This window comes from Parasphingomonas frigoris, assembly GCF_036663815.1.
Taxonomy (GTDB): domain Bacteria; phylum Pseudomonadota; class Alphaproteobacteria; order Sphingomonadales; family Sphingomonadaceae; genus Sphingomonas.
This window is the reverse complement of the sequence record NZ_JAXOJQ010000001.1, coordinates 721,449-744,896: the sequence shown is the minus strand read 5'-3', so window position 1 is coordinate 744,896 and position 23,448 is coordinate 721,449. Positions and strand designations below refer to the sequence as shown.

The following is a 23,448-nucleotide window of genomic DNA, read 5'->3' as shown; positions in this document are numbered from 1 at the left end:
GCAACCGAATGGCCCGACAGCGCGAAACTCTTACGCGGAGGCGTGTCGGACGAGCCGCTGGCGTGCGGGCTGGGGCGTACTGTCGCCGATGAATTGGCCGAACTCGTCAAGAAAACTTGCCCCCTCGGACGTGCGCGCAACAAAGATGTTACGCTTGTCATTATCGTCCCGTTGGCGGCGCAGATAGCCCAGGGTACCGAGCCTGTTCAAGGCGCGCGTGACGACAGGCTTCGATACATTGAGCATCGCGGCCAAACCGCGCACCGTATGCGGCCCTGGTTTGAGGTAGACGACGAGCAGCAACGCCATCTGCCGATTGGTCAGGTCGGGTTCACCCGACCGAACATAATCGACCAGCGTCTGCATCCATTCGGCGAGCGCATGATCTGTGTGTAAAGCCACGGCAAGTGTCCGCAAATAACTCGGCAAATCCCCAGGATTGGGGATATTCCTGGGTGCTTAACGTCCCGCACGGAAACAGGTTTCAGTTCGATGGCGAAATGTTGACGGTTGGTGACGACGCGCGCCTGTTGATCGTCGGGCTTACCTCGCCTATGTGCCCGGCTTCGCTGCCAAAGCGTCCTCAAGGAATCAGCCCGCTTCATGTTTCTGTTCCAGTTCCTCCTCGTGGTCCATTTCGTCATCGCCCTCGGGCTGGTGACGGTCGTTTTGATGCAGCGCTCCGAGGGCGGCGGGCTCGGCATGGGCGGCAGCCCGTCGGGGCTGATGTCGGCGCGCGGTGCCGCCGATTTCCTGACGCGGGCAACTTCGATCCTCGGCGGCCTGTTCATCGCGTTGAGCATCCTGCTCGCGGTGCTGGCGGCGCAGGGTAAGTCGGTGAAGGTCGATGCGGGCGCCAAGCCCGCTGCGGTCACCGCGCCGATCCAGCCGCAGTCGGCCCCGGTCGACCCGAACGTGCCGTTCGCCTCGGGCGCGCGCAACGCGCTCCAGCCCGCGCCGAACAGCGCCGCGCCGGTCGGCAACAGCGCAGTCCCGCTCGCTCAATAAGTCGCGTGCGGCCACGTCGCGTCGTGCGACCGGCCGCGCACTTTACCAACATTGTCGGAGTCGCGCGCTTGCCGCGCCACCCCGTTTGACGCTAGGCCTTTTCTCCCATGGCGCGGTTTATCTTTATCACCGGCGGCGTGGTCTCGTCGCTTGGCAAGGGTCTTATGGCAGCGAGCCTCGCTGCTTTGCTCCAGGCACGCGGCTATCGCGTGCGGATCCGCAAGTTCGATCCCTATCTCAACGTCGATCCCGGCACGATGTCGCCGTACCAGCATGGCGAAGTCTATGTGACCGACGACGGTGCCGAAACCGACCTCGATCTCGGGCATTATGAACGCTTTACCGGCGTCGCCTCGCGCCAGACCGACAATGTAACGAGCGGGCGGATCTATCAGCAGATCATCACGCGCGAACGGCGCGGCGACTATCTCGGCGCGACCGTGCAGGTCATTCCGCACGTCACCGACGCGATCAAGGAGTTTGCCCAGACCGAGATCGAGGACCTCGATTTCGTGCTGTGCGAGATCGGCGGCACCGTCGGTGACATCGAGTCGCTGCCGTTCATCGAAGCGATTCGCCAACTCCGTAACGATCTGGGCCGCGGCAATTCGGTCAGCATCCACGTTACGCTCGTGCCCTACATCGCCGCGGCCGGCGAGTTGAAGACCAAGCCGACGCAGCATTCGGTGCGCGAGCTTGCTGCGCTGGGCGTTCAGCCCGATGTGCTGGTGTGCCGTTGCGAGCAGCCTTTGCCTGACAGCGATCGCGCGAAGATCGCGCTGTTCTGCAACGTGCCCAAGGAAGCCGTGATCCCGGCGCTCGACGCCAAGAGCATCTATGCCGTGCCGGTGCAGTATCACGAGCAGGGCCTCGACAATGCCGTGCTCAACGCGTTCGGCATCCTGCCGGGCAGCGCGCCCGACCTGTCGCGCTGGACCGACATCATGGACCGGGTGACCAATCCCGAGGGCGAAGTCACCGTCGGTGTGGTCGGCAAATATGTCGGCCTGCAGGACGCGTACAAATCGCTCGGTGAGGCGCTGGTCCATGGCGGCATCGCCAACAAGGTGAAGGTCAACGTCGAGTGGATCGACGCCGAGCTGTTCGAAGCCGACGATGCCGACATCACCGCACGGCTCGAGCCGCTGCACGCGATCCTCGTCCCCGGTGCGTTCGGATCGCGCGGCGCCGAGGGCAAGATCGCCAGCGTCCGCTTCGCGCGCGAACGCGAGATCCCGTATTTCGGAATCTGCTTCGGAATGCAGATGGCATGTGTCGAGGGGGCGCGCGATCTCGCAGGCATTCCCGATGCCAGCTCGACCGAATTTGGTCCGACCGACGAGCCGGTCGTCGGCATGATCACCGAGTGGATGAGCACCGCCGGAATCGAGAAGCGCGAGCATGGCGGCGATCTCGGTGGGACGATGCGGCTCGGCGCTTATGACGCCAAGCTCGACGGCAACAGCGTCGTGTCGAGCATCTATGGTGGCACCGAAATTTCTGAGCGGCATCGCCATCGCTACGAGGTCAACACCGCCTATCGTGAGCGCCTCGAGCAGGGCGGGCTGGTGTTCAGCGGCATGTCGCCCGACGGCATGTTACCCGAGATCGTCGAGCGGCCCGACCATCCGTGGTTCGTCGGCGTCCAGTTCCATCCCGAACTGAAGAGCAAGCCGTTCGATCCGCACCCCTTGTTTGCCAGCTTCATCGCGGCGGCGGTCAAACAATCGCGGCTGGTGTGATGCCGGCTCGGGGGTGACGGGCGTTCGTCACCCCTGATCGACGAACGCCCCGACCGCGCCGAACAGCACGCTTAGCGCCTCGCGCTCGGCGATCGAGAGCTCCGGGCGCCAGATTTCGAACAGCAACACCACGCGCGTCGCGTCGCCGCCATTCCACGCCTCGTGTTCGATCGAATCGTCGAAGATCAGCGCTTCGCCGATCCGCCAGCTTCGCGTCTCGGCACCGACGCGCAACGTACAATCGGGCGCGGCGATCAGCGGGAGATGCACGATCAGGCGTGTGTTGAGCATGCCATGATGTGGGGTGATGTGCGTCCCCGGCTTGAGCAGTGAGAAGAGCGCCATCGGGGCGCGATTGGCGACTCGCGGCATCGGTGCCGCAGCGAGTGCGGCCATCGTCGCAGGGCAACGCTCGGCATTGCCGCCAACCGGGGCGCCGTTGCGCAGCAGATGGAAGGCGCCCCAGCTCGGATCGTCGCGCAGCGGATTGGGCGGCGGCGGCCGGTCCGCGGGGGTTTGGACGTAGGCCGGAAACGCCCCATCGCTTGCCATCACCGACAGGAGCTCGGTCTGGATCTCGGCCGTCTTGGCCTCGAAAGCGGCGAGCCAGTCGAACTGATCGCGCTCGAAGAAGGCGATCTGCGGGAGGCCGGGGAAATAGAAGCTCGACGGGCGCTGGACGAAGATCTCGGTCTTGCCAGTGAGCAGGTCGATCGCCTGCCGGACGCGGCGATTCTCCGGCGTCATCCGGATGCCGTTGGAGCGCAAATGATCGTGCAGGAACGCCTCATAATCGCGCGACGTCGCCGCAACGCAAGCCGACACGCGCTGAAGATCAGCCTGCAGGTCGGGGGTCAGCGCGGTGCTTTGCTGCGCGGCATTCGCGAGCGCGGCCTGATAATAAGCGGTGCCCCCGCGCTGGTCGGTGCGGGCGACGAGATCGCCCATCATGATCAACGCCGGAATATGATCAGGCTGGAGCGCGAGCAGCGTCTGCAAAGCCCGGCGTACCCCCGCCTCGTCGCCGAGCGCACCACAGGCGAAAGCGAGCGGGAACAGCGCCCGCGGATCGCTGTCGATTGCGCCAAGCAGGGCGCGGCCGCGAGTCGGATCGCCGCGTCGCAACGCGGCGATGCCTTCGTTCAGATAGCGCTCGACCGGCAGCGTCGACGCCATCAGACGGGATCGCGCGAAAGATGCGGCATGGCCGGATGCTCCTGATCGGCCGGGTTCGGCAGCGACAGGCTAGCAGGCGGTTTCGGATCCGCAACGACCAAAAGACAGCGTCCGGATTGCTCCGGACGCCGTCGCTTCGTTTGCCTCAGGCGACGTTACGCCGCCTTGGCGTCATCGCTCGGCTCGACCGCAACCAGCGGGGCGCCGGTCTTGATCGCGATCGTCTTAGGCTTCATCGCCTCGGGCACTTCGCGGATCAGGTCGATCGCGAGCAGGCCGTCGTTGAGCCGCGCATCCTCGACCCGCACGAAATCGGCGAGCTCGAAGCGGCGCTCGAAGCTGCGATTGGCGATGCCGAGATGCAGGAAGGTCGCGGCGCTCTCGTCCTGCGCATCCTTGCGGCCCTTCACCTGGAGCAGATTCTGCTGCGCGACGATCTCGATCTCGTCGCGACCGAACCCGGCCACCGCCAGCGTGATGCGATAGCGATCCCCGTCGATGCGTTCGAGGTTGAAGGGCGGATAATTGTCGGCGCTCGCCTGCCGTGCATTGGCCTCGAGCATGTCGAACAGCCGGTCGAAACCGACGGTCGAACGGCGATAGGGGGTCAAATCGAAATTGCGCATGATGTTACTCCTTCGAACAAGCGAGTGGTTGGCATTCGAGCCGGATCCGCCAGTGCGCGATCCGCCCATGCGACCTCGGATCGAGCATCGCACGCCGTAAATTTGGTTTTTCCGATACGTGGTTCAAGGGGGCGGCGCAGCGATTTCAGGCGACTAAAGCCGATCTATCGCGCGCCCAAGAAGGAGCGCGAGTGAAAATCCCCTCGAATGGTGGGCATTATGCAACGACTCGGGAACAACCCGACATCAGGGGACCTTCATGTTCGCTCATCTTTCGGCTGTGCTGCTTGCTTCGACTGCGCTGGGAGGGAGTCCCACGCCAGCCGAACCGCCGGTTCCCGCAGCGCCGCCCGCCGCCGATCCACAGGCCGCCGCGCCCGAAAGGGACAGCGGGGACATCCTCGTCACCGCGCGCCGCCGCGCCGAAACGCAGCAGACGGTGCCAATTGCGCTCTCGGTGCTGACCGGCAAGTCGCTCGCGGAGAGCGGCGCGTTCAACGTCAACCGGCTGCAGCAGCAAGTCCCCTCGCTGCAATTCTATTCGAGCAACCCGCGCAACTCGGCGATCAACATTCGCGGCCTCGGCGCACCGTTCGGGCTCACCAACGACGGGATCGAGCAGGGCGTCGGTTTCTATATCGACGGGGTCTATATCGGTCGCGTCGGGGCGGCGACCTTCGACTTCATCGATGTCGACCGCGTTGAGGTGCTGCGCGGTCCGCAGGGGACGCTCTACGGCAAGAACACCACCTCGGGCGCGCTCAACATCACGACCCGCGCGCCGAGCTTCTCGCCCGAGGTCCGCGCCGAAGTGAGCGTCGGCAATTACAATTTCGGGCAGTTCAAGACGTCGGTATCGGGGCCGATCACCGACACATTGGCGGTTCGCCTGTCGACCTCGGCGACTACGCGCGACGGCACGATCTACAACGTCACCAGCAAGACCGACCTGCACCGCCAACGCAATCTCGGCTTCCGCGGCCAGGCGCTCTACAAGCCGACCGACACGCTGAGCCTGACGTTGTCGGGCGACTTCAACGTCCAGAACCCACTGTGCTGCGCGCAATATTATGCGCGGGTCGGGACGACGCAGCGGGTCGCCAGCCGGCAATATGCCGCTCTCGCCGCGAATTTTGGCTATACGCCGCCGAGCACCAACCCGTTCGATCGCGTGACCGATCTCGATGCGGGCATCAATTCGCGCCAGGAGGTGGGCGGGGCGTCGCTCGTCGCCAATTGGGATCTCGGGCCGGCGACGCTGACCTCGGTCAGCGCTTGGCGCTATTGGGACTGGCAGCCGGCCAATGACCGCGATTTCATCGGCCTGCCGATCACCACGGTGTCGCAGAACCCGTCGCAGCAGAAGCAATATTCGCAGGAGATCCGGCTCGCCTCGAACGGCAAGAACAGGCTTGACTACACCGTGGGCGCCTTCTTCTTCAACCAGACGATCGACACGCAGGGCACCCAGGCGCAGGGCTCGGCGGCGAGCCGCTTCCTGTTGTCGGGCGCCGATGCCGCCAACCCGAATGTGCTCGACGGACTGACCTCGACCAACACGATCGCCTTCGACAACACCAGCTTCGCCGTGTTCGGGAAGCTCAACTGGGCGGTGACCGAGAAATTCCACTTCCAGCCGGGCCTGCGCGTCAATTACGACAAAAAATCGGGGAGCTACACCTCGGTCGTCAGCATCCATAACAGCCAGTACGATTTCGTCGCGACCGCAGACAATGTCGCGGCACTGCTGGCGGCGGCGAAGGCGCGCAGCACGGCGGCGGGCACGACCTTCCAGAACCAGATCAACACGCTGGCACCGCAGAGCTACAGTCCGAAGTTCAGCGCCTGGAACGTATCGGGCGACGCGACGCTGTCGTACGACGTCTCGTCCGACATCCACGCCTATGCGACCTATTCGCGCAGCTTCAAGTCGGGCGGGATCAACCTGTCGGGGCTGCCGCTCAATTCGACCAGCACCGGGGTCGACCTCACCACGCAGACCGTCCGGCCCGAAAAGGTCACCGCCTATGAGATCGGCCTGAAGACGCAGTTTCTCGATCGTCGCCTCACGGTGAACCTCGCGGGCTTCTGGACCGACATCAAGGATTACCAGGCGACCGTGAACAACAATGCGATCAATGTGATCCGCGGCTACCTCGCCAATGCCGGCAAGGTGCGCTCGCGCGGGTTCGAGTTCGACACCACCTTCCGCCCGACGCCGCGCTTCAACCTCTATGTCAACGGCGCCTATACCGACGCAAAATATGTCGACTTCAAGAATGCGCCGTGTCCGCCCGAACTCACCGGCGGAACCGCGGCGAGCGCGACCAGTCCGGCGACTGCCGCAGGCGTAGCTGGCGGCGTCAGCCCCGCGCAATGCGACATTTCGGGTCAGCGCCTGCCGGGGATCTCGAAATGGTCGCTGTCCTATGGTGGCGAATATAACGTGCCGGTCGGTGGGTCGGGCGGGCAGGTCTACATCGGCTATGACGGCAGCTACCGCACGCGCTTCTCGTCCAACCCGTCGCCCTCGGCCTATACCTACATTGACGGCTACGCGCTCTCGAATTTCCGGCTCGGCTATCGCAAGAAGGATTTCAACGTCTACGCGTGGGTGCGCAATGCCTTCGATCGCGATTATTTCGAGCTGCTCTCGACGCAGTCGGGCAGCACCGGGCTGATCGTCGGGCAGCCGGGCGATCCGCGGACGTTTGGGGGGACGATCTCGAAGACGTTTTGAGCTTGTACCCCCTCTCCCGCATGCGGGAGAGGGTGGCCGAGCGAAGCGAGGTCGGGTGAGGGCGGTGGGGCGAAGGTAAGGAAAAGCGCCGGTCGGCAAAGCCGCCGTCGGTCGGGTTCGCCACAGGGGCGACCCGCCGGCCGGTTCTGGCGATCCGCTGCGCGGACCGGCGCACAGCGTGTGCGCCTTCCCCAGAACGGCAAACGTCCGGGCCGTTTCCGACCCGGACGCCTGCGTGACGATCGCTCGTCAGCCCCCATTTCGCTTCCGCAGCCAGCCTTTATGGCGGCGCTGGAAGCAATCCCCGAACCACGGCCGTTGCCTGTGTGTCAGTGACAAAAGCGTTAAGAGTGAGTGAGCGGCTTGTCATTGGGAATGTGGCCGATGTGTATCGATTGCGACGCTCCTGTGGCGCTTGCGCAACAGGGGGGAAGCGGTTGCCAGCGCCCGGCCGGCGTCCTAGACGCGCTTGCATGATCCTCTCCCGTTACGAACGCATGATCGCCCGGCGCTACCTGCTGCCCGGCAAGGGCGAGGGGTTCATCTTCCTCGTCGCCGGAATCAGCCTGGTCGCGGTGATGCTCGGCGTCGCCGCGCTCGTCATCGTGATGAGCGTGATGAACGGCTTCCGCGCCGAGCTGTTCGACAAGATCGTCGGCCTCAACGGCCACGCCGTCGTCCAGGGCTATAACAGCCAGCTGCGCGACTGGCGCGAGATCGTCGCGCTCGCCGACAAGACGCCGGGCGTCACCAGCGCGACCCCGATGATCGAGCAGCCGCTTATGGCGACCTACAATGGCCGGGTCGAAGGCGTGCTGCTGCGCGGGATGCGCGTCGCCGACATCCGCTCGAACCGCGCGATCGGCAGCAAGGTCGTGATGGGCTCGCTCTCGTCGCTCACCCCCGGCAGCGGCCGCGTCGCGATCGGCTCGGGCCTCGCCGACCAGTTGGGCGCGGTGGTCGGCAGCCAGATCTCGCTGATCAGCCCACAGGGACAGACCACGCCGTTCGGCACCGTGCCGCGCATGGTCAGCTATACCGTCGGGGCGATCTTCACGATCGGCATCTACGATTTCGACAAGGCCTATGTCGTCATGCCGATGGAGGATGCGCAGACGCTGATGATGCTTGGCGACTCGGTCGGCATGGTCGAGCTGCAGACCAACGACGCCGACAGGGTCGGCACGATCCTCGCGCCGCTCGCCGACAAGGTCGGGCGCAGCGGGGTGATCCAGGACTGGCGGCAGATGAACGCGCAGCTGTTCGAGGCGCTCGCGGTCGAGCGTGTCGCGATGTTCACCGTGCTGTCGATCATCATCCTCGTCGCGGTGTTCAACATCCTGTCGTCGCTGATCATGCTGGTGCGCGCCAAGACGCGCGACATCGCGATCCTGCGCACGATGGGGGCGAGCCGCGGGGCGATGATCCGCATCTTCATGACGGTCGGCACGACGATCGGCGCATTGGGCGTCGTCGCCGGCCTGATCCTCGGCTTCATCTTCCTCTATTTCCGGCAGAATGTCGTCGATTTCGTCCAGCTCGTCACGGGGCAAAATCTGTGGGATCCCTCGATCCGCTTCCTCAGCACCTTGCCCGCCAAGACCGATCCGGTCGAGGTGACGGTGATCGCGCTGATGGCGTTGCTGTTCAGCTTCCTCGCCACGCTCTACCCCGCGCTCAAGGCGGCGAGCACCGATCCAGTCCAGGTTTTGCGCTATGAATAGCCCCGTCCTCGCCGTCACCGGGCTGACGCGCAGCTTCCAGCAGGGCGGCCAGACGATCGAAGTGCTGCGCGGCATCGACCTGCAGGTCGGCGCGGGCGAGATCGTCGCACTGCTCGGGCCGTCGGGGTCGGGCAAGTCGACGCTGCTGCAGGCGGTCGGGCTGCTCGAGGGTGGCTTCGGCGGCTCGATCATGATCGACGGGGAAGAGGCCGCGCGGCTCGACTCGGACGGTCGCACGCGCGTTCGCCGCGACAAGCTCGGCTTCGTCTACCAATTCCATCACCTGCTGCCCGATTTCAACGCGACCGAGAATGTCGTCCTGCCGCAGCTGATCCGCGACAAGACGCATCCGCAGGCAAACGACCGCGCCGCCGCCTTGCTCACCGCGCTCGGCCTCGGCCACCGCCTGACGCACCGCCCGAGCCAATTGTCGGGCGGCGAGCAACAGCGCGTCGCGGTCGCCCGCGCGCTCGCCAACCAGCCGGCTTTGGTGCTCGCGGACGAACCGACCGGCAATCTCGACGAGGCGACCGCCGACATCGTGCTGGCCGAGTTCCTCCGGCTGGTGCGCGGCGAGGGGACCGCCGCGCTGGTTGCGACGCATAACGAGCGGATGGCGCTCAAGATGGACCGGGTGGTGCGGCTGCACGAGGGCCGGCTGGCGTGAGCGCCTGGACCGACGCGCCGACGCTGAGTGGCGACCACGTCACGTTGCGGCCGACGCAGCCAGCGGATCGCGACGCGATCGTCGCGGCGGCGGCGGATGGCAAGATTAGCGAGCTGTTCTTTACCAACGTCTCGACGCTGACCGATCCTGAGGCCTTCATGGCGGCGCTATTCAAGGAACGCGACTTCGGGCGGGCGATGCCGTTTACCGTCTGCACGCCCGACGGGTGCGTCGTTGGCCTGACGCGGTATATGCGGATGAGCGCGCAGCATAAGCGGCTCGAGATTGGCGGGACGTTCTATGCCAAATCGGTGCAGCGCAGCGGCGTCAACACCGAGGCCAAGCTGCTGCTGTTGCGCCATGCCTTCGAGGTCATGGGCTGCAACGCGGTGCAGATCCGCACCGACTGGTTCAACAAGCGCTCGCAGGCGGCGATCGAGCGGCTCGGCGCCAAGCGCGACGGGATCTTGCGCAACCATCAGGTGATGGATGGCCGCGTGCGCGATCTTGTGGTCTATTCGATCATCGCCAGCGAATGGGCGGGGGTCGAGCGCAACCTGCGCTTCCTGCTCGCGCGCAACGAAGGGAAATCCGCATGACCGCGATCACCGATCTGACCGTCAAGGGTGCTGACGGCGCGCCTGTCGATTTGTCGCGCTATACCGGCAAGGTGCTTTTGATCGTCAACACGGCGTCGAAATGCGGGTTTACGCCGCAATATGAGGGGCTCGAGGCGCTGCACCGCACGTTCGCAGGGCAGGATTTCGAAGTGCTCGGTTTCCCGTGCAACCAATTCGGCGCGCAGGAGCCCGGCGATGCGGCCGAGATCGCCAATTTCTGTTCGCTGACCTACGACGTGACCTTCCCGGTGTTCGCCAAGGTCGACGTCAACGGATCGAACGCCGATCCTTTGTTCACCGAACTCAAGAAGCAGGCGCCGGGCTTCCTCGGGACCGAGGGGATCAAGTGGAACTTCACCAAGTTCCTCGTCGGCAAGGACGGCCGCGTGGTCGAGCGCTATGCGCCGACGACCAAGCCCGCCGATATCGAGGCGGATATCGCGAAGCTGCTTTAAGAAGAGGGAGTCACGCGAAGGCGCGAAGGCGCGACGAGGGCGCTTCGATCCAGCTCACCCTCGAATTGCTTAGGACCGGTGATGGGCGCGCTGCGCGCGTTTCCACTTTCCTTCGCGCCTTCGCGTGACAAATCCTACTATCGACCCTCGAACGATATCCACCGCATTTTGCGAGTCACCGCCTTCCCCAAAACCGGCGCACGCCCCATAGTCATATCCATGTCGCATTCCGGTTTCGTCCCCCTTCGTATCTTCTCCTCCTTCACCATGCTCGACGGCGCGATCGAGCCCAAGGCCATCGCCAAGCGCGCGCAGGAACTCGGTTTTCCCGCCGCCGCACTGACCGATCGCAACGGCCTGTATGCCGCGATGGCCTATTCCGACGCGGCGCGGGCCGCGGGCGTGCAGCCGATCATCGGCGCAATGCTTGGCGTGTGCCGGCCTGGCATGCCCGAGGGCACGCCGCCGGTGCTCGACTGGATCGCACTCTATGCGCAGGACGAGGTCGGCTATCAGAACCTGTGCGTGCTCGTTTCGCAGGCGCATCTCGATCGCCCGCTCGAACTTGCCGCGCATGTCGACTTCGCGGCTTTGGAAGGCCGCACCGATGGCCTGATCGCGCTCACCGCGGGCCGCGAAGGCGGGCTCGCGCGGCTGTTTGCCGAGGATCAGCCCGATCGTGCGCTCGCCTATTGCGACAAGCTCCAGGCGCTGTTTCCCGACCGGCTCTATATCGAACTCACCCGCCGTCTCGACGAGATAGAGGGCAAGGCCGAGCCGGCGCTGCTCGACCTCGCTTATGCGCGCGACCTGCCGATCGTCGCGACCAACCCGTGCTGCTATGCCGAGCCGGGGTTCAGCGAGGCGCACGACATCCTGCTGTGCATCGCCAGTTCGACCTATATCGCGACCGAAGACCGCGTGCGCAGCTCGCCCGATGCGTGGATGAAGCCCGCCAAGGACATGCGCGAGCTGTTCGCCGATCTGCCCGAGGCGATCGCCAACACGCTGGTGGTGGCGCAACGCTGTGGCGTCGCGGCGCCCAAGCGCAAGCCGATCCTGCCGAGCTTGGCGGGTGACCCGACCGCCGAGGCGGCCAAGCTGCGCGAGGATGCGCATGCGGGGTTGGAACGGCGGCTGGACCGGATCGCGGAGCTGGCGATTTCATCCCCCTCCCGCTTGCGGGAGGGGTTAGGGGAGGGGCGTGCCTCCGCTCAGCCGGCTTTGGAAAGTTCAGGCCCTCCCCCAGCCCCTCCCGCAAGCGGGAGGGGAGCCGATGACTGGCGCGCCGTCTACCGCACCCGCCTCGATTTCGAGCTCGACGTCATCATCCAGATGGGCTTCCCGGGCTACTTCCTGATCGTCGCCGATTTCATCAAATGGGCGAAGGACCACGACATCCCGGTCGGCCCGGGCCGTGGCTCGGGCGCAGGCTCGGTCGTCGCCTGGGCGCTGACGATCACCGATCTCGATCCGATCAAGCTGGGGCTGCTGTTCGAGCGCTTTCTCAACCCGGAACGCGTGTCGATGCCCGACTTCGACATCGATTTCTGCGAAACCCGCCGCGGCGAGGTGATTCGCTACGTTCAGGAGAAATACGGCCGCGACCAGGTCGCGCAGATCATCACCTTCGGGCGGTTGAAGGCGCGCGCGGTGCTAAAGGACACCGGCCGCGTGCTGCAGATGGGCTATGGCCAGATCGACCGGCTCGCCAAGCTGATCCCGAACCTGCCCGCCGACCCGTGGACGCTGAAGCGCGCGATCGACGGCGTGGTCGAACTCCATGCCGAGTATAAGTCGGACAGCAATGTCCGCCACCTCCTCGACCTCGCGATGCAGCTCGAGGGCCTGCCGCGTCACAGCTCGACGCACGCCGCGGGCGTGGTGATCGGCGACCGGCCGCTCGCCGATCTCGTACCGCTCTATCGCGATCCGCGTTCGGACATGCCCGTCACCCAGTTCGACATGAAATATGTCGAAGGCGCTGGCCTGGTGAAGTTCGACTTCTTGGGCCTCAAGACGCTCTCCGTGCTCAAGAAGGCGATCGACCTGCTCGCCGCGCGCGGTGTGGTGCTCGATCTCGATGCGCTCGAATGGGATGACGAGGGCGTCTACAAATTGCTCCAGAAGGGCGACACGGTCGGTGTGTTCCAGCTCGAATCCGAGGGCATGCGGCGCACGCTCTCGGCGGTGCGCCCCTCGAACTTCGGCGACATCATCGCGCTCGTCTCGCTCTATCGCCCGGGCCCGATGGACAACATCCCGATGTTCGGCCGACGCAAGAACGGGCTCGAGCCGATCGAATATCCGCATGCCCTGCTCGAGGGGATTCTGTCCGAGACCTACGGCATCTTCGTCTACCAGGAACAGGTGATGCAGGCCGCGCAGATCCTCGCCGGCTATTCGCTGGGGCAGGCCGACATGCTGCGCCGCGCGATGGGCAAGAAGAACCAGGCCGAGATGGACGCGCAGCGCGCCCATTTCGCCGAAGGGTGCCTGACGATCAACGGCATCCAAGCGGCCAAGGCGAACGAGCTGTTCGACTTGATCGACAAGTTCGCCGGCTACGGCTTCAACAAATCGCATGCCGCTGCCTACGCGTTGCTATCGTACCAGACCGCGTGGCTGAAGGCGCATCATCCGCACGAATTCTTCGCGGCCTCGATGTGCTTCGATCTTACGCTGACCGACAAGCTCAGCATCTTCGTCGATGACATGCGGCGGCTTGGCGTCAAGCTGCTGCCGCCGTGCATCCTGCGCAGCGAAGCCGACTTCACGGTGGAAGACAGCGGCGACGGGCTCGCCGTGCGCTATGCGCTCGCCGCGCTGAAATCGGTCGGCGAGGGGGCGATGGAGAAGGTGGTCGCCGAGCGCGACGCGAGCGGGCGGTTCGACTCGATCGACGATCTCGCGCGCCGGATCGACCCGCGCGTGATGAACAAGCGCCAGCTAGAGACGCTCGCCGCAGCGGGCGCGTTCGATGGGCTCAACGACAATCGCGCGGGCATCCTCGCCTGCGCCGAGACGATCCTGGCGACCGCCGCGCGGATCCACGAGCAGAAGACCAGCGGGCAGGGCGGTCTGTTCGGCACTGCCGAGGCGTCCGAGCCGCCGATCAAGCTGCCGCTGTCGGCGCGCTGGACGCTCGCCGAGCGGATGGACCAGGAGCGCGACGCCTTCGGCTTCTATTTCTCGGCGCATCCGGTCGACCGCCACAGTCATCTCGCGAAGATGCACGGCGCGCGCAGCTTCGCGACGTTGGGCGAGCTCAACATCCCCGACGACGGGACGCGGACCGGCGCGACGATGGCGGCGTTGGTCGAGGATGCGCGCTGGCGCACCTCGGCGCGCGGGAAACGATATCTGATGGCGACGCTGTCGGATCCATCGGGGCAGTTCGTCGCGACCTGTTTCGACGATTCGGTCGCCGCCGATCTCGAGGAAGCTGCGCGCAACGGCGGCTGCGGGCTGGTGACGGTCGAGCTCGACCGGCGGCCGGGCGAGGAAACGCCGCGTGTTTCGGTCAAGCGAATCCAGCCGTTCGAGGCACTCGCCAACGACGCGCGCTTTAGCCTCGAGCTGACGATCGACTCGCCCGCCGGCATGGCGTCGCTCGCGGCGATGATCGGCGATGCGCGCGGCGCACGTGGCGAGGTGTGGGCGACGGTCGCGGTTCCCGAGGGAAATACCGCCCGCGTTCTGCTGGGTCGCGACTTCCTGCTCGACGGCGAGCTTGTCGGCCGGATCGAAGCGCTGCAGGATGTCGGCAATGTGGTGCTGCGCACCAGCGGCGCGCAGCTGTCGCTGGTGGGATAAATCAGTCCCCCTCCCGCTTGCGGGAGGGGCTAGGGGAGGGGAGTGTGGAGAGCGGGCGAATACAGGCCCTCCCCCAACCCCTCCCGCAAGCGGGAGGGGAGTTTAAAATGCTCGGTGGAATGCAGGATTTCGAATTGCGGGTGCCGCGGCTGCTTGATCATGCCGCGCGCGAGCATGGCCGGCGCGAGATCGTCACGCGTTGGGCCGATGGCAGCGAGACGCGCAGCAACTGGGCCGGTGTCGCCCACGACGCCAAGCGGCTGGCCCAAGCGCTAGAACGCCTCGGCATAGCCCCCGGCGACCGCGTCGCGACGCTCGGCATGAACCACGGACCGCACCTCGTCGCCTGGTACGGCACGATCGGGATGGGCGGGGTGGTCCACACGATCAACCCGCGCCTGTTCGACGAACAGCTCGTCTACATCGCGAACCATGCCGAGGACCGCGTGCTGCTCTACGACAAGCAGTTCCAGCCGCTGGTCGATCGCCTCAAGCCGCTCTGGACCAGCATCGAGCAGTATATCTGTTTCGACGACGGCACCTTCGACGCGCTGCTCGACGCCGAAACCGGCGCCTATACCTGGGTCGAGGATGGCGAGCGCGAGCCGTGCATGCTCTGCTACACCAGCGGTACGACGGGCAATCCCAAGGGCGTGCTCTACACGCACCGCTCGACACTGCTCCATGCGATGCACGCCGCCTCGCCCGCGGTGATGACGCTCAGCGCACGTTCGACCGTGCTGCCGATCGTGCCCCTGTTCCACGCCGCCGCCTGGGGCCTGTGCTTCGCCGCGCCGCTTGCCGGGACCAAACTGGTCTTCTCGGCGGTCAACGATGCCGCGGTGCTGTGCGGCCTGATGAACCGCGAGCGCGTGACGCTGGCGGGCGGCGTGCCGACTGTGTGGCTGGCGCTGTTCCAGCATATCGAGGCGACCGGCGAGATGCCGCGCACGCTCGAGGCGATCACCGTCGGCGGCTCGGCGGCACCCCGCGCGATGATCGCGCGCTTCCTAGATATGGGAATCAAGGTGATCCACCTCTGGGGGATGACCGAGACCTCGCCCGTCGCGACCGCCGCCGCGCCGCCGCCCGAGTGGGACGAGCTGTCGCGCGACGACCAGCTGGATCTGCTGCAGAAGCAGGGCAGCATCCCGTTCGGGATCGAGTTGCGCGTGCTCGACGACGACGATATCGAGCAGCCGCGCGACGGCGTCTCGTCAGGGCGGTTGCAGGTGCGCGGTCCGTGGATCGTCCAGCGCTATTTCGGCGCGGAGGAGGACGCGGTCGATGCCGATAACTGGTTCGACACCGGGGATGTCGCGGTGCTCCATCCTGATGGCACGATGCAGATCACCGATCGCGCCAAGGATGTGATCAAGTCGGGCGGCGAGTGGATCTCGTCGGTCGATCTCGAAAATGCTGCGGTCGGCTGCCCCGGCGTCGCCGAAGCCGCCGCGATCGGGATCTATCATCCGAAATGGGACGAGCGCCCGTTGCTGGTGGTGGTGCGCAAGCCCGACAGTAGGGTTGAGGCTGCCGAGATCCGGGCGCATTTGGGCGAGCATGTCGCGAAATGGTGGCTGCCCGACGAGATCGTCTTCGTCGAAGATCTGCCGCACACCGCGACGGGCAAGATCCTCAAGACCGCGCTGCGCGCCCGCTTCAAGGATCATGTGCTGGCGGGGTGAGCCGGACGCACGATCTCGGGCTTACCGAAATCCCGCTTCCCCGGCGAAGGCCGGGGCCCAGGAGCGATGGCCTAGCTCTTCGAGCGCACGGCCCGCATCCGACCGTTCTACTCCTGGGCCCCGGCCTTCGCCGGGGAAGCGGAGAAGAGCGGGGCGGGGCGGGGCGGGGCGATTGTCGCTAGCGGGCGACCAGCACAACCTTGTCGCGCGCGGTCGCGCCGCGCACCAGCGTCAGCGCCGATTTCGGGCAGCCGAGCGCTTCGGCGAGCAATATCAAAATCGCCTCGTTGGCCTTGCCGTTCTCGGGCGTGACGGTCGTCCGGATCGACAGCACGCGCGGCGCATCTGCGGCGGGCAGCAACACCGCGTCCGCGCTCGCATTGGGCGTCGCGCGGACCGCGATCTGGCCGCGCTCGTCTATCAGCGCGAACACCGCGGCGCGGTCGGGCAGGCGATGCTTGACGCGGCTCATCCGAACAGATCCCCCTGCGGCCCCGCCGGCGGGCGGAACAGATCGCTGCGTAGCGCAATCCGCTCTACATTCATGCCATGTTTGCGGCACGCGATCTGGAAACGCGTCCGCAGCAACTCCGCCCAAGGCCCGCTGCCGCGCATCCTCGTGAAGAAGCCGGGATCGTTCTCGCGTCCCTCGCGGATCGAGCCGATGATCGCCATCACCTTGCTCGCGCGGTCTGGAAAGTGGGCGTCGAGCCACGCCCTGAACAGCGGCGCCACCTCCCACGGCAGCCGCACCGGGATGAACGAGACCGAACGCGCACCCGCCTCGGCGGCACGCGCGATCAGTTCCTCGATCTCGTGATCGGTGATCGCGGGAATGACCGGCGCGATCGAGACATGGACGGGAATGCCCGCGGCGACCAAAGCACGCACCGCCGTCAGCCGCCGCGTCGGGGTCGGCGCGCGGGGCTCGAGCGTCATCGCGATCTTCGGGTCAAGCGACGTGAGCGAGATCGCCACCGCCGCCAGCCCCTTCGCCGCCATCGGCGCGATCACGTCGATATCGCGCACGACGCGGTCGGACTTGGTGGTGATCGTCAGCGGGTGGTTGGTCTCGGCGAGCACCTCGAGACAGGTGCGCGTGATCCGCCAGTCGGTCTCGATCGGCTGATACGGATCGGTATTGGTCCCGAACGCGATCGGCTGCGCGACATAACCGCGCTTGCCCAGCTCCACGCGCAGCAACGCAGCGGCATCGGGCTTGGCGAACAGCTTGCTCTCGAAATCGAGGCCAGGCGAGAGATCGTGGAAAGCATGGGTCGGCCGCGCGAAGCAGTAGATGCAGCCATGCTCGCAGCCGCGATACGGGTTGATCGAGCGGTCGAAGCCGATGTCGGGCGAGCTGTTGCGGCTGATGATCGTCCGCGCGCGCTCGACCGTCACGGTGGTTCGGAGGCGCGGCGTCTCGCCATCGATCGCATAGCTATCATCAAGCCAGTCGCCATCGGCCTCGCGCACGGGCAGGTTGAAGCGCTGGCTCTCGCGATTGAGCGTCGCACCGCGGTTGGGGCGTTTTTCGGCCATTGACGCGGTTTAGCAAGTGCAGCAGAACGCAACAAGAACATCGTGGGGGTGACGAAAATGGCGCGACTGAACTATCTCGAACTGCCGGTGCGCGATACCGCGACCGCCAAGGCCTTCTATTCGGCAGCATTCGGCTGGCAATTCAGCGACTTCGGGCCGACCTATGCCGCGACGACGACCGGCGATACCGAGATCGGGTTCCAGGCGGATCCCGCCGAGGCGACCGCCGCCGCACTGCCGGTCATCGAAGTCGCCGATCTGGATGCCTGCGAAACGAAGGTGCGAGCCGCGGGTGGCGAGATCACCACGCCGATCTTCGCCTTTCCCGGTGGACGGCGCTTCCATTTTCGCGATGTGGCCGGGCATGAACTGGCGGCGATGCAGTCGGCGGGCTGATTGCGGCGCCTACTGGTGCGCGTCGAGATAGAAGCGGGCATTTCGCGCGGTGTCGCAATTCTGGCGATGCTGCTTGCACGCGCTTTCCAGCATCTCGACCACCTTGCGCTGCTCGTCGAGGACATGCGGGTCCGACGTGATCGACGTCGAGAAGACGTTGCGGAAGCGGGCTTTGGGTGATGTGGCGGCAGTGCTGCGTCGCTGCGTTGGCGGCTGTAGCGTGGCGGCCTGGTGCCGTCCCAGCACAATGCCGGCGCAGAAAAGAAGCAGGCCGCCAAGGACGACCAAGCCAACGATGATCCAGCGACGGGCCGCACGCGGAACCGGCTGGCGCGACGTCACCGTTCGCGCAACCGCGGCATCAGTTCAACGAAGTTGCAGGGCTTGTGCCGGCTGTCGAGCTGGCTCGCGAGGATGCCGTCCCAGCCATCCTTCACCGCGCCCGTCGAACCCGGCAGCGCGAAGATGTACGTCCCGCGCGTCACGCACGCGCACGCACGCGACTGGACGGTCGAGGTGCCGATCGTCTTGAAGCTCAGCCAGCGGAACAGTTCGCCGAACCCGGGGATCAGCTTGTCGGCGACGCGCTCGATCGCCTCGGGCGTAACGTCGCGCCCGGTCACGCCAGTGCCGCCGGTCGAGATGATGCAGTCGATCTCGGGATCGTCGATCCAGCGATGGAATGTCGCGACCAGCAGATCGCCATCGTCCTTCACGATCTCGCGCGCCGCAAGGATATGTCCGGCGTCGGTCAGCCGCGCGACCAGCGTGTCGCCGGACCGATCGTCGGCCAGGCCGCGCGTGTCAGAGACGGTAAGAACAGCAATCCGGACGGGAAGAAAAATCGTGCCTTCGTCAATTGGCACTGGCGACTGCCTTGTTGGGAAGGCTCGCCGACGCGCGATAGCCGTTGCTCGAGGTCAGCCGCACCGCAGTCGCGCCGGGCAGGCCGGGGAAGCGCGGCCACATGCCCTGCGCAAGCGCCGCGCGACTGATCGACGCCGGCTTGCCGGTCTGCGCCTCATAGACCCAGTAATTGCGCAGCACCGTGGTGACGTAGCCGCGCGTCTCCCAATAGGGGATCGATTCGATGTAGAGCAGGGGATCGCCGCCATCGCGAGTCTGCGCGTTCCACAGCTCGACCGGACCGGGGCCGGCATTATAGGCGGCGATCACCTTGGGCAGCAGCCCTTCGGTGCACCGCTGGTCGCGCAACTGCTCGAGATAGCTCTGGCCGACCTCGAAATTGGTACCGGGCCGCGACAGCGCGCTGCGATCGAAGCTGCGGCCCTGCTTGCGCGCAATGTCGGTCGCCGCGCCGGGGCGGACCTGCATCAGGCCGTATGCACCCGCCGCACTCACCACATCGGTGCGGAAGCGCGATTCCTGCAGCGTGTGCGCGAACACCAACGCCTTGTCGACGCGCCAGCCGCCATCGGGCGCCCAATTCGGTGCCGGGAAGCGCGCCTCGAGCGGCGGCGTCGCGCCAACCGGGCCATTGTGCGACAGCCACACCTGCGTCGCGGGAAGATCGAGCGCCGCGGCGAGCCGGACGAGCGCGGGATATTCCGAAGGATCGCCGATCCGCGCCTGCTGGCGGACCACCGCGTCGGCGAGGCCGGTCTCGCCAATCTCGACCAGTGCCGCGGCTACGCGAACGTTGGGGCGACGCCCGAGCAGCTGCCAGTCGCTCGCCACCGAAGCCGCCATCGGCCGCGTCGCCGGATCCTTGATGCCGAGTGCCTGCCGCGCGAGCAGGCCGTAGAAGGTCTCGCGATATTGCGCGGCGTTCTTCAGCCGGTTCTCGACCCGGTCGGGCCGTGCACATTCCATGTCGGCGCGCGCCGCCCAATAGAGGCCTGCCGCGCGCAATTCGATGTCGCTCGCACGCGCCGCGACGCTTTGGAACAGCGTTCCCGCAGCGGCGCAATCATGCTGGCGCCACGATGCCAGCGCACCGACCCAGATCGCCTCGACCGCGAAATCGCCATAACCGGTGGCGGCCTTGGCGGCCATCATCCGGGCATTGGTGTCGTCGCCGGCCAGATAGTACATCCAGGCGATCTTGCGTTGCCACTCGGTCACCGAATCCGACGACAGGCCGGGCGTCGATTCGAGCAAGGCCTGCGCATCGGCGCCGCGATCGTCCTTGATGAAGGGCTGCATCCGCAGCGCAAACTCGACCGCGACCATGTCGCCGGTGCCGAAGCTCTTGGCGCGTTTGCGCGCGGGCGCGCCGTCGATCCAGCGCAGCGCGCGCGCTTCCGGCAGCGGCGGCAGGCCGACCCCGCCGCGCGAGGCCGCCATCGTCAGGATCTGCTTGGCCTGCGGCAGCTCGGGCGCGTCGGCGAGCAGCTTCATCAGCGGGTCGAGCTCAGCCTTGGGCGATCCCTTGGCGGTGAGCAATTCGGCCTGCGCGATCGCGTGGAGCGGGCCTGGCTTGAGCGAGGTCAGCAGCAGCTGCGCATCCTGCCACTTCTGATCACGGATATTGGCGAACACCGCGCGATAGCCGTCGCGCTGTTCGGCATCGAGTTGCTGCGGGACACTGCTCCTCGGCAGCGACTGGGTAGACCCGATCGGTGGCTCACCGGCAGCCTGCGCCACCGCCGGCGCCGCCAGCAGGCAGGAGGCAAGGAAAGCCAGTTTCGCGCTCATGCGCCCAACCCTGCGATCAACATCTGCAAATCCTTCCACGCCCGCGCCTTTTCGGCGGGACGTTCCAGCAAGAGCCGCGGATGGAAACTGGCCACCACATCGACCACCGACACCGGCATGCCCTCTTCTAGGTTAATCGAGTGTAAACTACCGCGCGCGTGCGCCACGTCCATCCCGGTCAACGCACGGCTCGGCGCATTGCCGAGGACCAGCAGCCGCTTTGGCGCAACCAATCCGACATGGTGGCGTGCAACCTCGACGAGCCGCGCCTCGATTTCGGGCGCGATCCGCCCGGCCATGGGGCGCAGGCTGCACATCGGCACGAGGTAGACCGAATCGCGACTCTGGCCGATCGCTGCGAGCATCCGGTCGAACAGGCGCCCGACCGCGCCACTGAACAGGCTCCCCGAGTCGCTATCGTCGCGATCGGGCAAATCGGTCAGGATCATGATTGCGGCCGAGGGATCTCCCGATGCCGCGATCGGATTACCCGGCCAGCCGGCCTCGGGCGCGTCGGGACCGGCGCGCCAAGCGAGAAAATCATCGAGCGTCCGGGGCAGCGGCAACACCACGGGTGCCGCTACGGCGATGCGGGCCTGTACCTGCGCCTGCGCCACGACCGGCGCGGTCGGGACCGCGGTCCAATCGCGCGGCTGTTCGTCGACCAACGCGTCGATCCCGGCGTCGCGCCACCATTCGAGCGCGCTCGCCGCGGCCATCCGCCAGTCGATATTTTGGTCAGCCCCCATAGATCCCTATAGCTACCATGTTGACGCGAAGGTCAATTCGCTGGCACGCGCAGCAGGGCAGGAAGTGCCGCGCGCGCGACGAGCCCGCCGCGACGGCGCCCCGATTGGAGATGTAACGTGAGTGAAGGCGAAAACCACCGCGAGTCCATGCCGTACGATGTCGTCATCGTCGGCGCCGGCCCATCGGGCCTGTCGGCGGCGATCCGGCTGAAACAGGTGGCGGCAGAGAAGGGCGCCGAGCTGTCGGTCTGCGTGCTCGAAAAGGGCTCGGAAGTCGGCGCACACATCCTGTCGGGCGCGGTGATCGACCCCAAGAGCCTCGACGAATTGCTGCCGAACTGGCGCGAGGACGGCTGCCCGCTCGCCGAGGTGCCCGTCACCGAGAACCATCACTGGGTGCTGAGCAAAGGCGGCAAGCGCAACCTGCCGCACTTCCTCACGCCGTCGTTCATGCATAACAAGGGCACCTATACCGGCAGCCTCGGCAATCTCTGCCGCTGGCTGGCGGGCAAGGCCGAGGAACTCGGTGTCGAGATCTTCCCGGGCTTCGCTGCCGCCGAGATCCTCTATAACGACGACGGCTCGGTAAAGGGTGTCGCGACCGGCGACATGGGCGTCGCGCGCGATGGCAGCCACAAGGCCGATTACACGCCGGGGCTCGAGCTCCACGCGAAATACACTTTCTTCTCCGAGGGCTGCCGAGGGCATCTGTCGAAGCAGGTGATCCGCAGCTTCGATCTCGCCAAGGACAGCGATCCGCAGGTCTACGGGCTCGGCGTCAAGGAATTGTGGGACATCGATCCTGCGCTCCATTCGCCCGGCCGCGTGATCCACACGCAGGGCTGGCCGCTCAGCGAGACGCACGGCTCGAACGGCGGCGGCTGGATCTATCACCAGGCCAATGGCCAGGTTTCGATCGGCTTCGTGACGTGGCTCAACTACACCAATCCGTATCTCTCGCCGTTCCAGGAGATGCAGCGCTGGAAGACGCATCCCGAGATCGCCGCGCTGCTCAAGGGCGCCAAGCGCGTCAGCTATGGCGCGCGCGCAATCAGCGATGGCGGGCTGCAGTCGATCCCCAAGCTCGTCATGCCCGGCGCGGCGTTGATCGGCGACAGCGCGGGCTTCCTCAACGTGCCGCGGATCAAGGGCACGCACACCGCGATGAAGTCGGGCATGCTCGCCGCCGAGGCCGCCGCCGAGGCGATCCTCAGCCAGCGTGAACATGACGAGCTCGCCGCCTATCCGGCCGCCTTCGAGCAGAGCTGGGTGAAGAAGGAGCTGTCGGTCGTCCGCAACGTCGTGCCGCTGGTCAAGAAGTTCGGCGATTTCGTCGGCTCGGGGCTCGCCGGCGTGACGATGTGGCTCGAGCATTGGGGGCTCAAGGTGCCCTTCACGCTGCACCATCACCCCGATCACGAGAGCCTTTGGCGCAAGGACCAGGTCCAGCCGATCGTCTATCCCAAGGCCGACGGCGTGCTGACCTTCGACCGGCTGTCCTCGGTATTCGTCTCGAACACCAATCACGAGGAGGACCAGCCGGTACATCTGACGCTCAAGGACCCGGATGTCCCGGTGAAGCACAATCTGCCGCTCTATGACGAGCCGGCGCAGCGTTATTGCCCTGCGGGTGTGTACGAGATCGTCGGCGAGGAAACCGGCGATCCCAAGTTCGTGATCAACGCGCAGAACTGCGTCCACTGCAAGACGTGCGACATCAAGGACCCGACGCAGAACATCAACTGGGTCGTGCCAGAGGGCGGCGGCGGGCCGAACTACCCGAACATGTAAGGCGCGCCGGGCAAGACGCAGCGATGCTGCGTCGCGCCTCATGGCGCGCC

At 66.0% G+C, this 23,448-nt stretch carries 20 protein-coding genes; 11 read left to right on the top strand and 9 right to left on the bottom strand.

The genetic code is table 11. The features are described 5' to 3' along the window. Nucleotides 1–30: 30 nt before the first annotated feature. Nucleotides 31–366 (bottom strand): MarR family transcriptional regulator, encoded by a 336-nt coding sequence (locus U1872_RS03460; RefSeq protein ID WP_332791820.1) that lies wholly within the window; start codon nucleotides 364–366, stop codon nucleotides 31–33. Nucleotides 367–603: 237 nt separating this feature from the next. Between U1872_RS03460 and secG the strand changes: the two genes are divergently transcribed. Further along, on the top strand, nucleotides 604–1,008 hold the full coding sequence (gene secG, locus U1872_RS03455) for a preprotein translocase subunit SecG (RefSeq protein ID WP_332791459.1): 405 nt from the start codon (nucleotides 604–606) through the stop codon (nucleotides 1,006–1,008). A 107-nt stretch (nucleotides 1,009–1,115) separates the two neighbouring features. After that, a complete protein-coding gene (pyrG, locus tag U1872_RS03450; protein ID WP_332791458.1) occupies nucleotides 1,116–2,750 on the top strand; it encodes a CTP synthase in 1,635 nt (544 codons plus the stop codon). Nucleotides 2,751–2,777: 27 nt separating this feature from the next. Here pyrG and U1872_RS03445 read toward each other — a convergent pair whose 3' ends face one another. Both U1872_RS03445 and U1872_RS03440 read right to left on the bottom strand, forming a co-directional pair. Then, nucleotides 2,778–3,926, bottom strand: a complete 1,149-nt coding sequence (locus U1872_RS03445; RefSeq protein WP_332791457.1) for an aspartyl/asparaginyl beta-hydroxylase domain-containing protein — start codon at nucleotides 3,924–3,926, stop codon at nucleotides 2,778–2,780. A gap of 155 nt (nucleotides 3,927–4,081) precedes the next feature. Further along, on the bottom strand, nucleotides 4,082–4,552 hold the full coding sequence (locus tag U1872_RS03440) for an Hsp20 family protein (RefSeq protein ID WP_332791456.1): 471 nt from the start codon (nucleotides 4,550–4,552) through the stop codon (nucleotides 4,082–4,084). A 259-nt stretch (nucleotides 4,553–4,811) separates the two neighbouring features. Here U1872_RS03440 and U1872_RS03435 point away from each other — a divergent pair, with 259 nt between their 5' ends. The 7 genes from U1872_RS03435 (at nucleotide 4,812) to U1872_RS03405 (ending at nucleotide 16,262) form a co-directional block, all read left to right on the top strand. Next, the gene (locus tag U1872_RS03435; protein WP_332791455.1) at nucleotides 4,812–7,292 is read left to right on the top strand and encodes a TonB-dependent receptor; all 2,481 of its coding nucleotides are present in this window, start codon (nucleotides 4,812–4,814) and stop codon (nucleotides 7,290–7,292) included. A 473-nt stretch (nucleotides 7,293–7,765) separates the two neighbouring features. Next, nucleotides 7,766–9,016: a lipoprotein-releasing ABC transporter permease subunit gene (locus tag U1872_RS03430; protein ID WP_332791454.1), complete on the top strand. Its 1,251-nt coding sequence runs from the start codon at nucleotides 7,766–7,768 to the stop codon at nucleotides 9,014–9,016. Further along, nucleotides 9,009–9,683, top strand: coding sequence for an ABC transporter ATP-binding protein (locus U1872_RS03425; protein WP_332791453.1), 675 nt, complete (start codon nucleotides 9,009–9,011; stop codon nucleotides 9,681–9,683). The genes U1872_RS03430 and U1872_RS03425 overlap by 8 nt, the downstream gene beginning before the upstream one ends. Then, nucleotides 9,680–10,282 carry a GNAT family N-acetyltransferase gene (locus U1872_RS03420; RefSeq protein WP_332791452.1) on the top strand — a complete coding sequence of 201 codons (603 nt, stop codon included), beginning with the start codon at nucleotides 9,680–9,682 and terminating at the stop codon, nucleotides 10,280–10,282. The genes U1872_RS03425 and U1872_RS03420 overlap by 4 nt, the downstream gene beginning before the upstream one ends. Next, nucleotides 10,279–10,758: a glutathione peroxidase gene (locus U1872_RS03415; protein WP_332791451.1), complete on the top strand. Its 480-nt coding sequence runs from the start codon at nucleotides 10,279–10,281 to the stop codon at nucleotides 10,756–10,758. Before U1872_RS03420 ends, U1872_RS03415 begins: the two co-directional genes overlap by 4 nt. Before the next feature lie 219 nt (nucleotides 10,759–10,977). Continuing rightward, nucleotides 10,978–14,574 carry a DNA polymerase III subunit alpha gene (gene dnaE, locus U1872_RS03410; protein WP_332791450.1) on the top strand — a complete coding sequence of 1,199 codons (3,597 nt, stop codon included), beginning with the start codon at nucleotides 10,978–10,980 and terminating at the stop codon, nucleotides 14,572–14,574. 107 nt (nucleotides 14,575–14,681) lie between these two features. Beyond that, complete coding sequence (locus U1872_RS03405; protein ID WP_332791449.1) at nucleotides 14,682–16,262, top strand: long-chain fatty acid--CoA ligase; 1,581 nt, start codon at nucleotides 14,682–14,684, stop codon at nucleotides 16,260–16,262. A gap of 178 nt (nucleotides 16,263–16,440) precedes the next feature. On the opposite strand, the gene U1872_RS03400 is transcribed toward U1872_RS03405, so the two are convergent. Both U1872_RS03400 and U1872_RS03395 read right to left on the bottom strand, forming a co-directional pair. Beyond that, the gene (locus tag U1872_RS03400) at nucleotides 16,441–16,734 is read right to left on the bottom strand and encodes a DUF167 domain-containing protein (protein ID WP_332791448.1); all 294 of its coding nucleotides are present in this window, start codon (nucleotides 16,732–16,734) and stop codon (nucleotides 16,441–16,443) included. After that, entirely contained in the window at nucleotides 16,731–17,804 is a 1,074-nt protein-coding gene (locus U1872_RS03395; RefSeq protein WP_332791447.1) for a PA0069 family radical SAM protein, read from the bottom strand. The genes U1872_RS03400 and U1872_RS03395 overlap by 4 nt, the downstream gene beginning before the upstream one ends. Nucleotides 17,805–17,861: 57 nt before the next feature. Between U1872_RS03395 and U1872_RS03390 the strand changes: the two genes are divergently transcribed. Continuing rightward, the gene (locus U1872_RS03390; protein WP_332791446.1) at nucleotides 17,862–18,200 is read left to right on the top strand and encodes a VOC family protein; all 339 of its coding nucleotides are present in this window, start codon (nucleotides 17,862–17,864) and stop codon (nucleotides 18,198–18,200) included. A gap of 9 nt (nucleotides 18,201–18,209) precedes the next feature. On the opposite strand, the gene U1872_RS03385 is transcribed toward U1872_RS03390, so the two are convergent. The 4 genes from U1872_RS03385 to U1872_RS03370 are packed head-to-tail and all read right to left on the bottom strand — an operon-like array spanning nucleotide 18,210 to nucleotide 21,607. Then, complete coding sequence (locus tag U1872_RS03385; RefSeq protein WP_332791445.1) at nucleotides 18,210–18,542, bottom strand: hypothetical protein; 333 nt, start codon at nucleotides 18,540–18,542, stop codon at nucleotides 18,210–18,212. Continuing rightward, the gene (gene moaB, locus U1872_RS03380) at nucleotides 18,539–19,066 is read right to left on the bottom strand and encodes a molybdenum cofactor biosynthesis protein B (protein ID WP_332791444.1); all 528 of its coding nucleotides are present in this window, start codon (nucleotides 19,064–19,066) and stop codon (nucleotides 18,539–18,541) included. Before moaB ends, U1872_RS03385 begins: the two co-directional genes overlap by 4 nt. After that, nucleotides 19,056–20,858: a lytic transglycosylase domain-containing protein gene (locus U1872_RS03375; RefSeq protein ID WP_332791443.1), complete on the bottom strand. Its 1,803-nt coding sequence runs from the start codon at nucleotides 20,856–20,858 to the stop codon at nucleotides 19,056–19,058. The genes moaB and U1872_RS03375 overlap by 11 nt, the downstream gene beginning before the upstream one ends. Continuing rightward, the gene (locus U1872_RS03370; protein WP_332791442.1) at nucleotides 20,855–21,607 is read right to left on the bottom strand and encodes a uracil-DNA glycosylase; all 753 of its coding nucleotides are present in this window, start codon (nucleotides 21,605–21,607) and stop codon (nucleotides 20,855–20,857) included. Before U1872_RS03370 ends, U1872_RS03375 begins: the two co-directional genes overlap by 4 nt. A gap of 147 nt (nucleotides 21,608–21,754) precedes the next feature. On the opposite strand from U1872_RS03370, the gene U1872_RS03365 reads away from it, so the two are divergent. Continuing rightward, nucleotides 21,755–23,398 carry an electron transfer flavoprotein-ubiquinone oxidoreductase gene (locus tag U1872_RS03365; protein WP_332791819.1) on the top strand — a complete coding sequence of 548 codons (1,644 nt, stop codon included), beginning with the start codon at nucleotides 21,755–21,757 and terminating at the stop codon, nucleotides 23,396–23,398. Nucleotides 23,399–23,448: the final 50 nt, after the last annotated feature.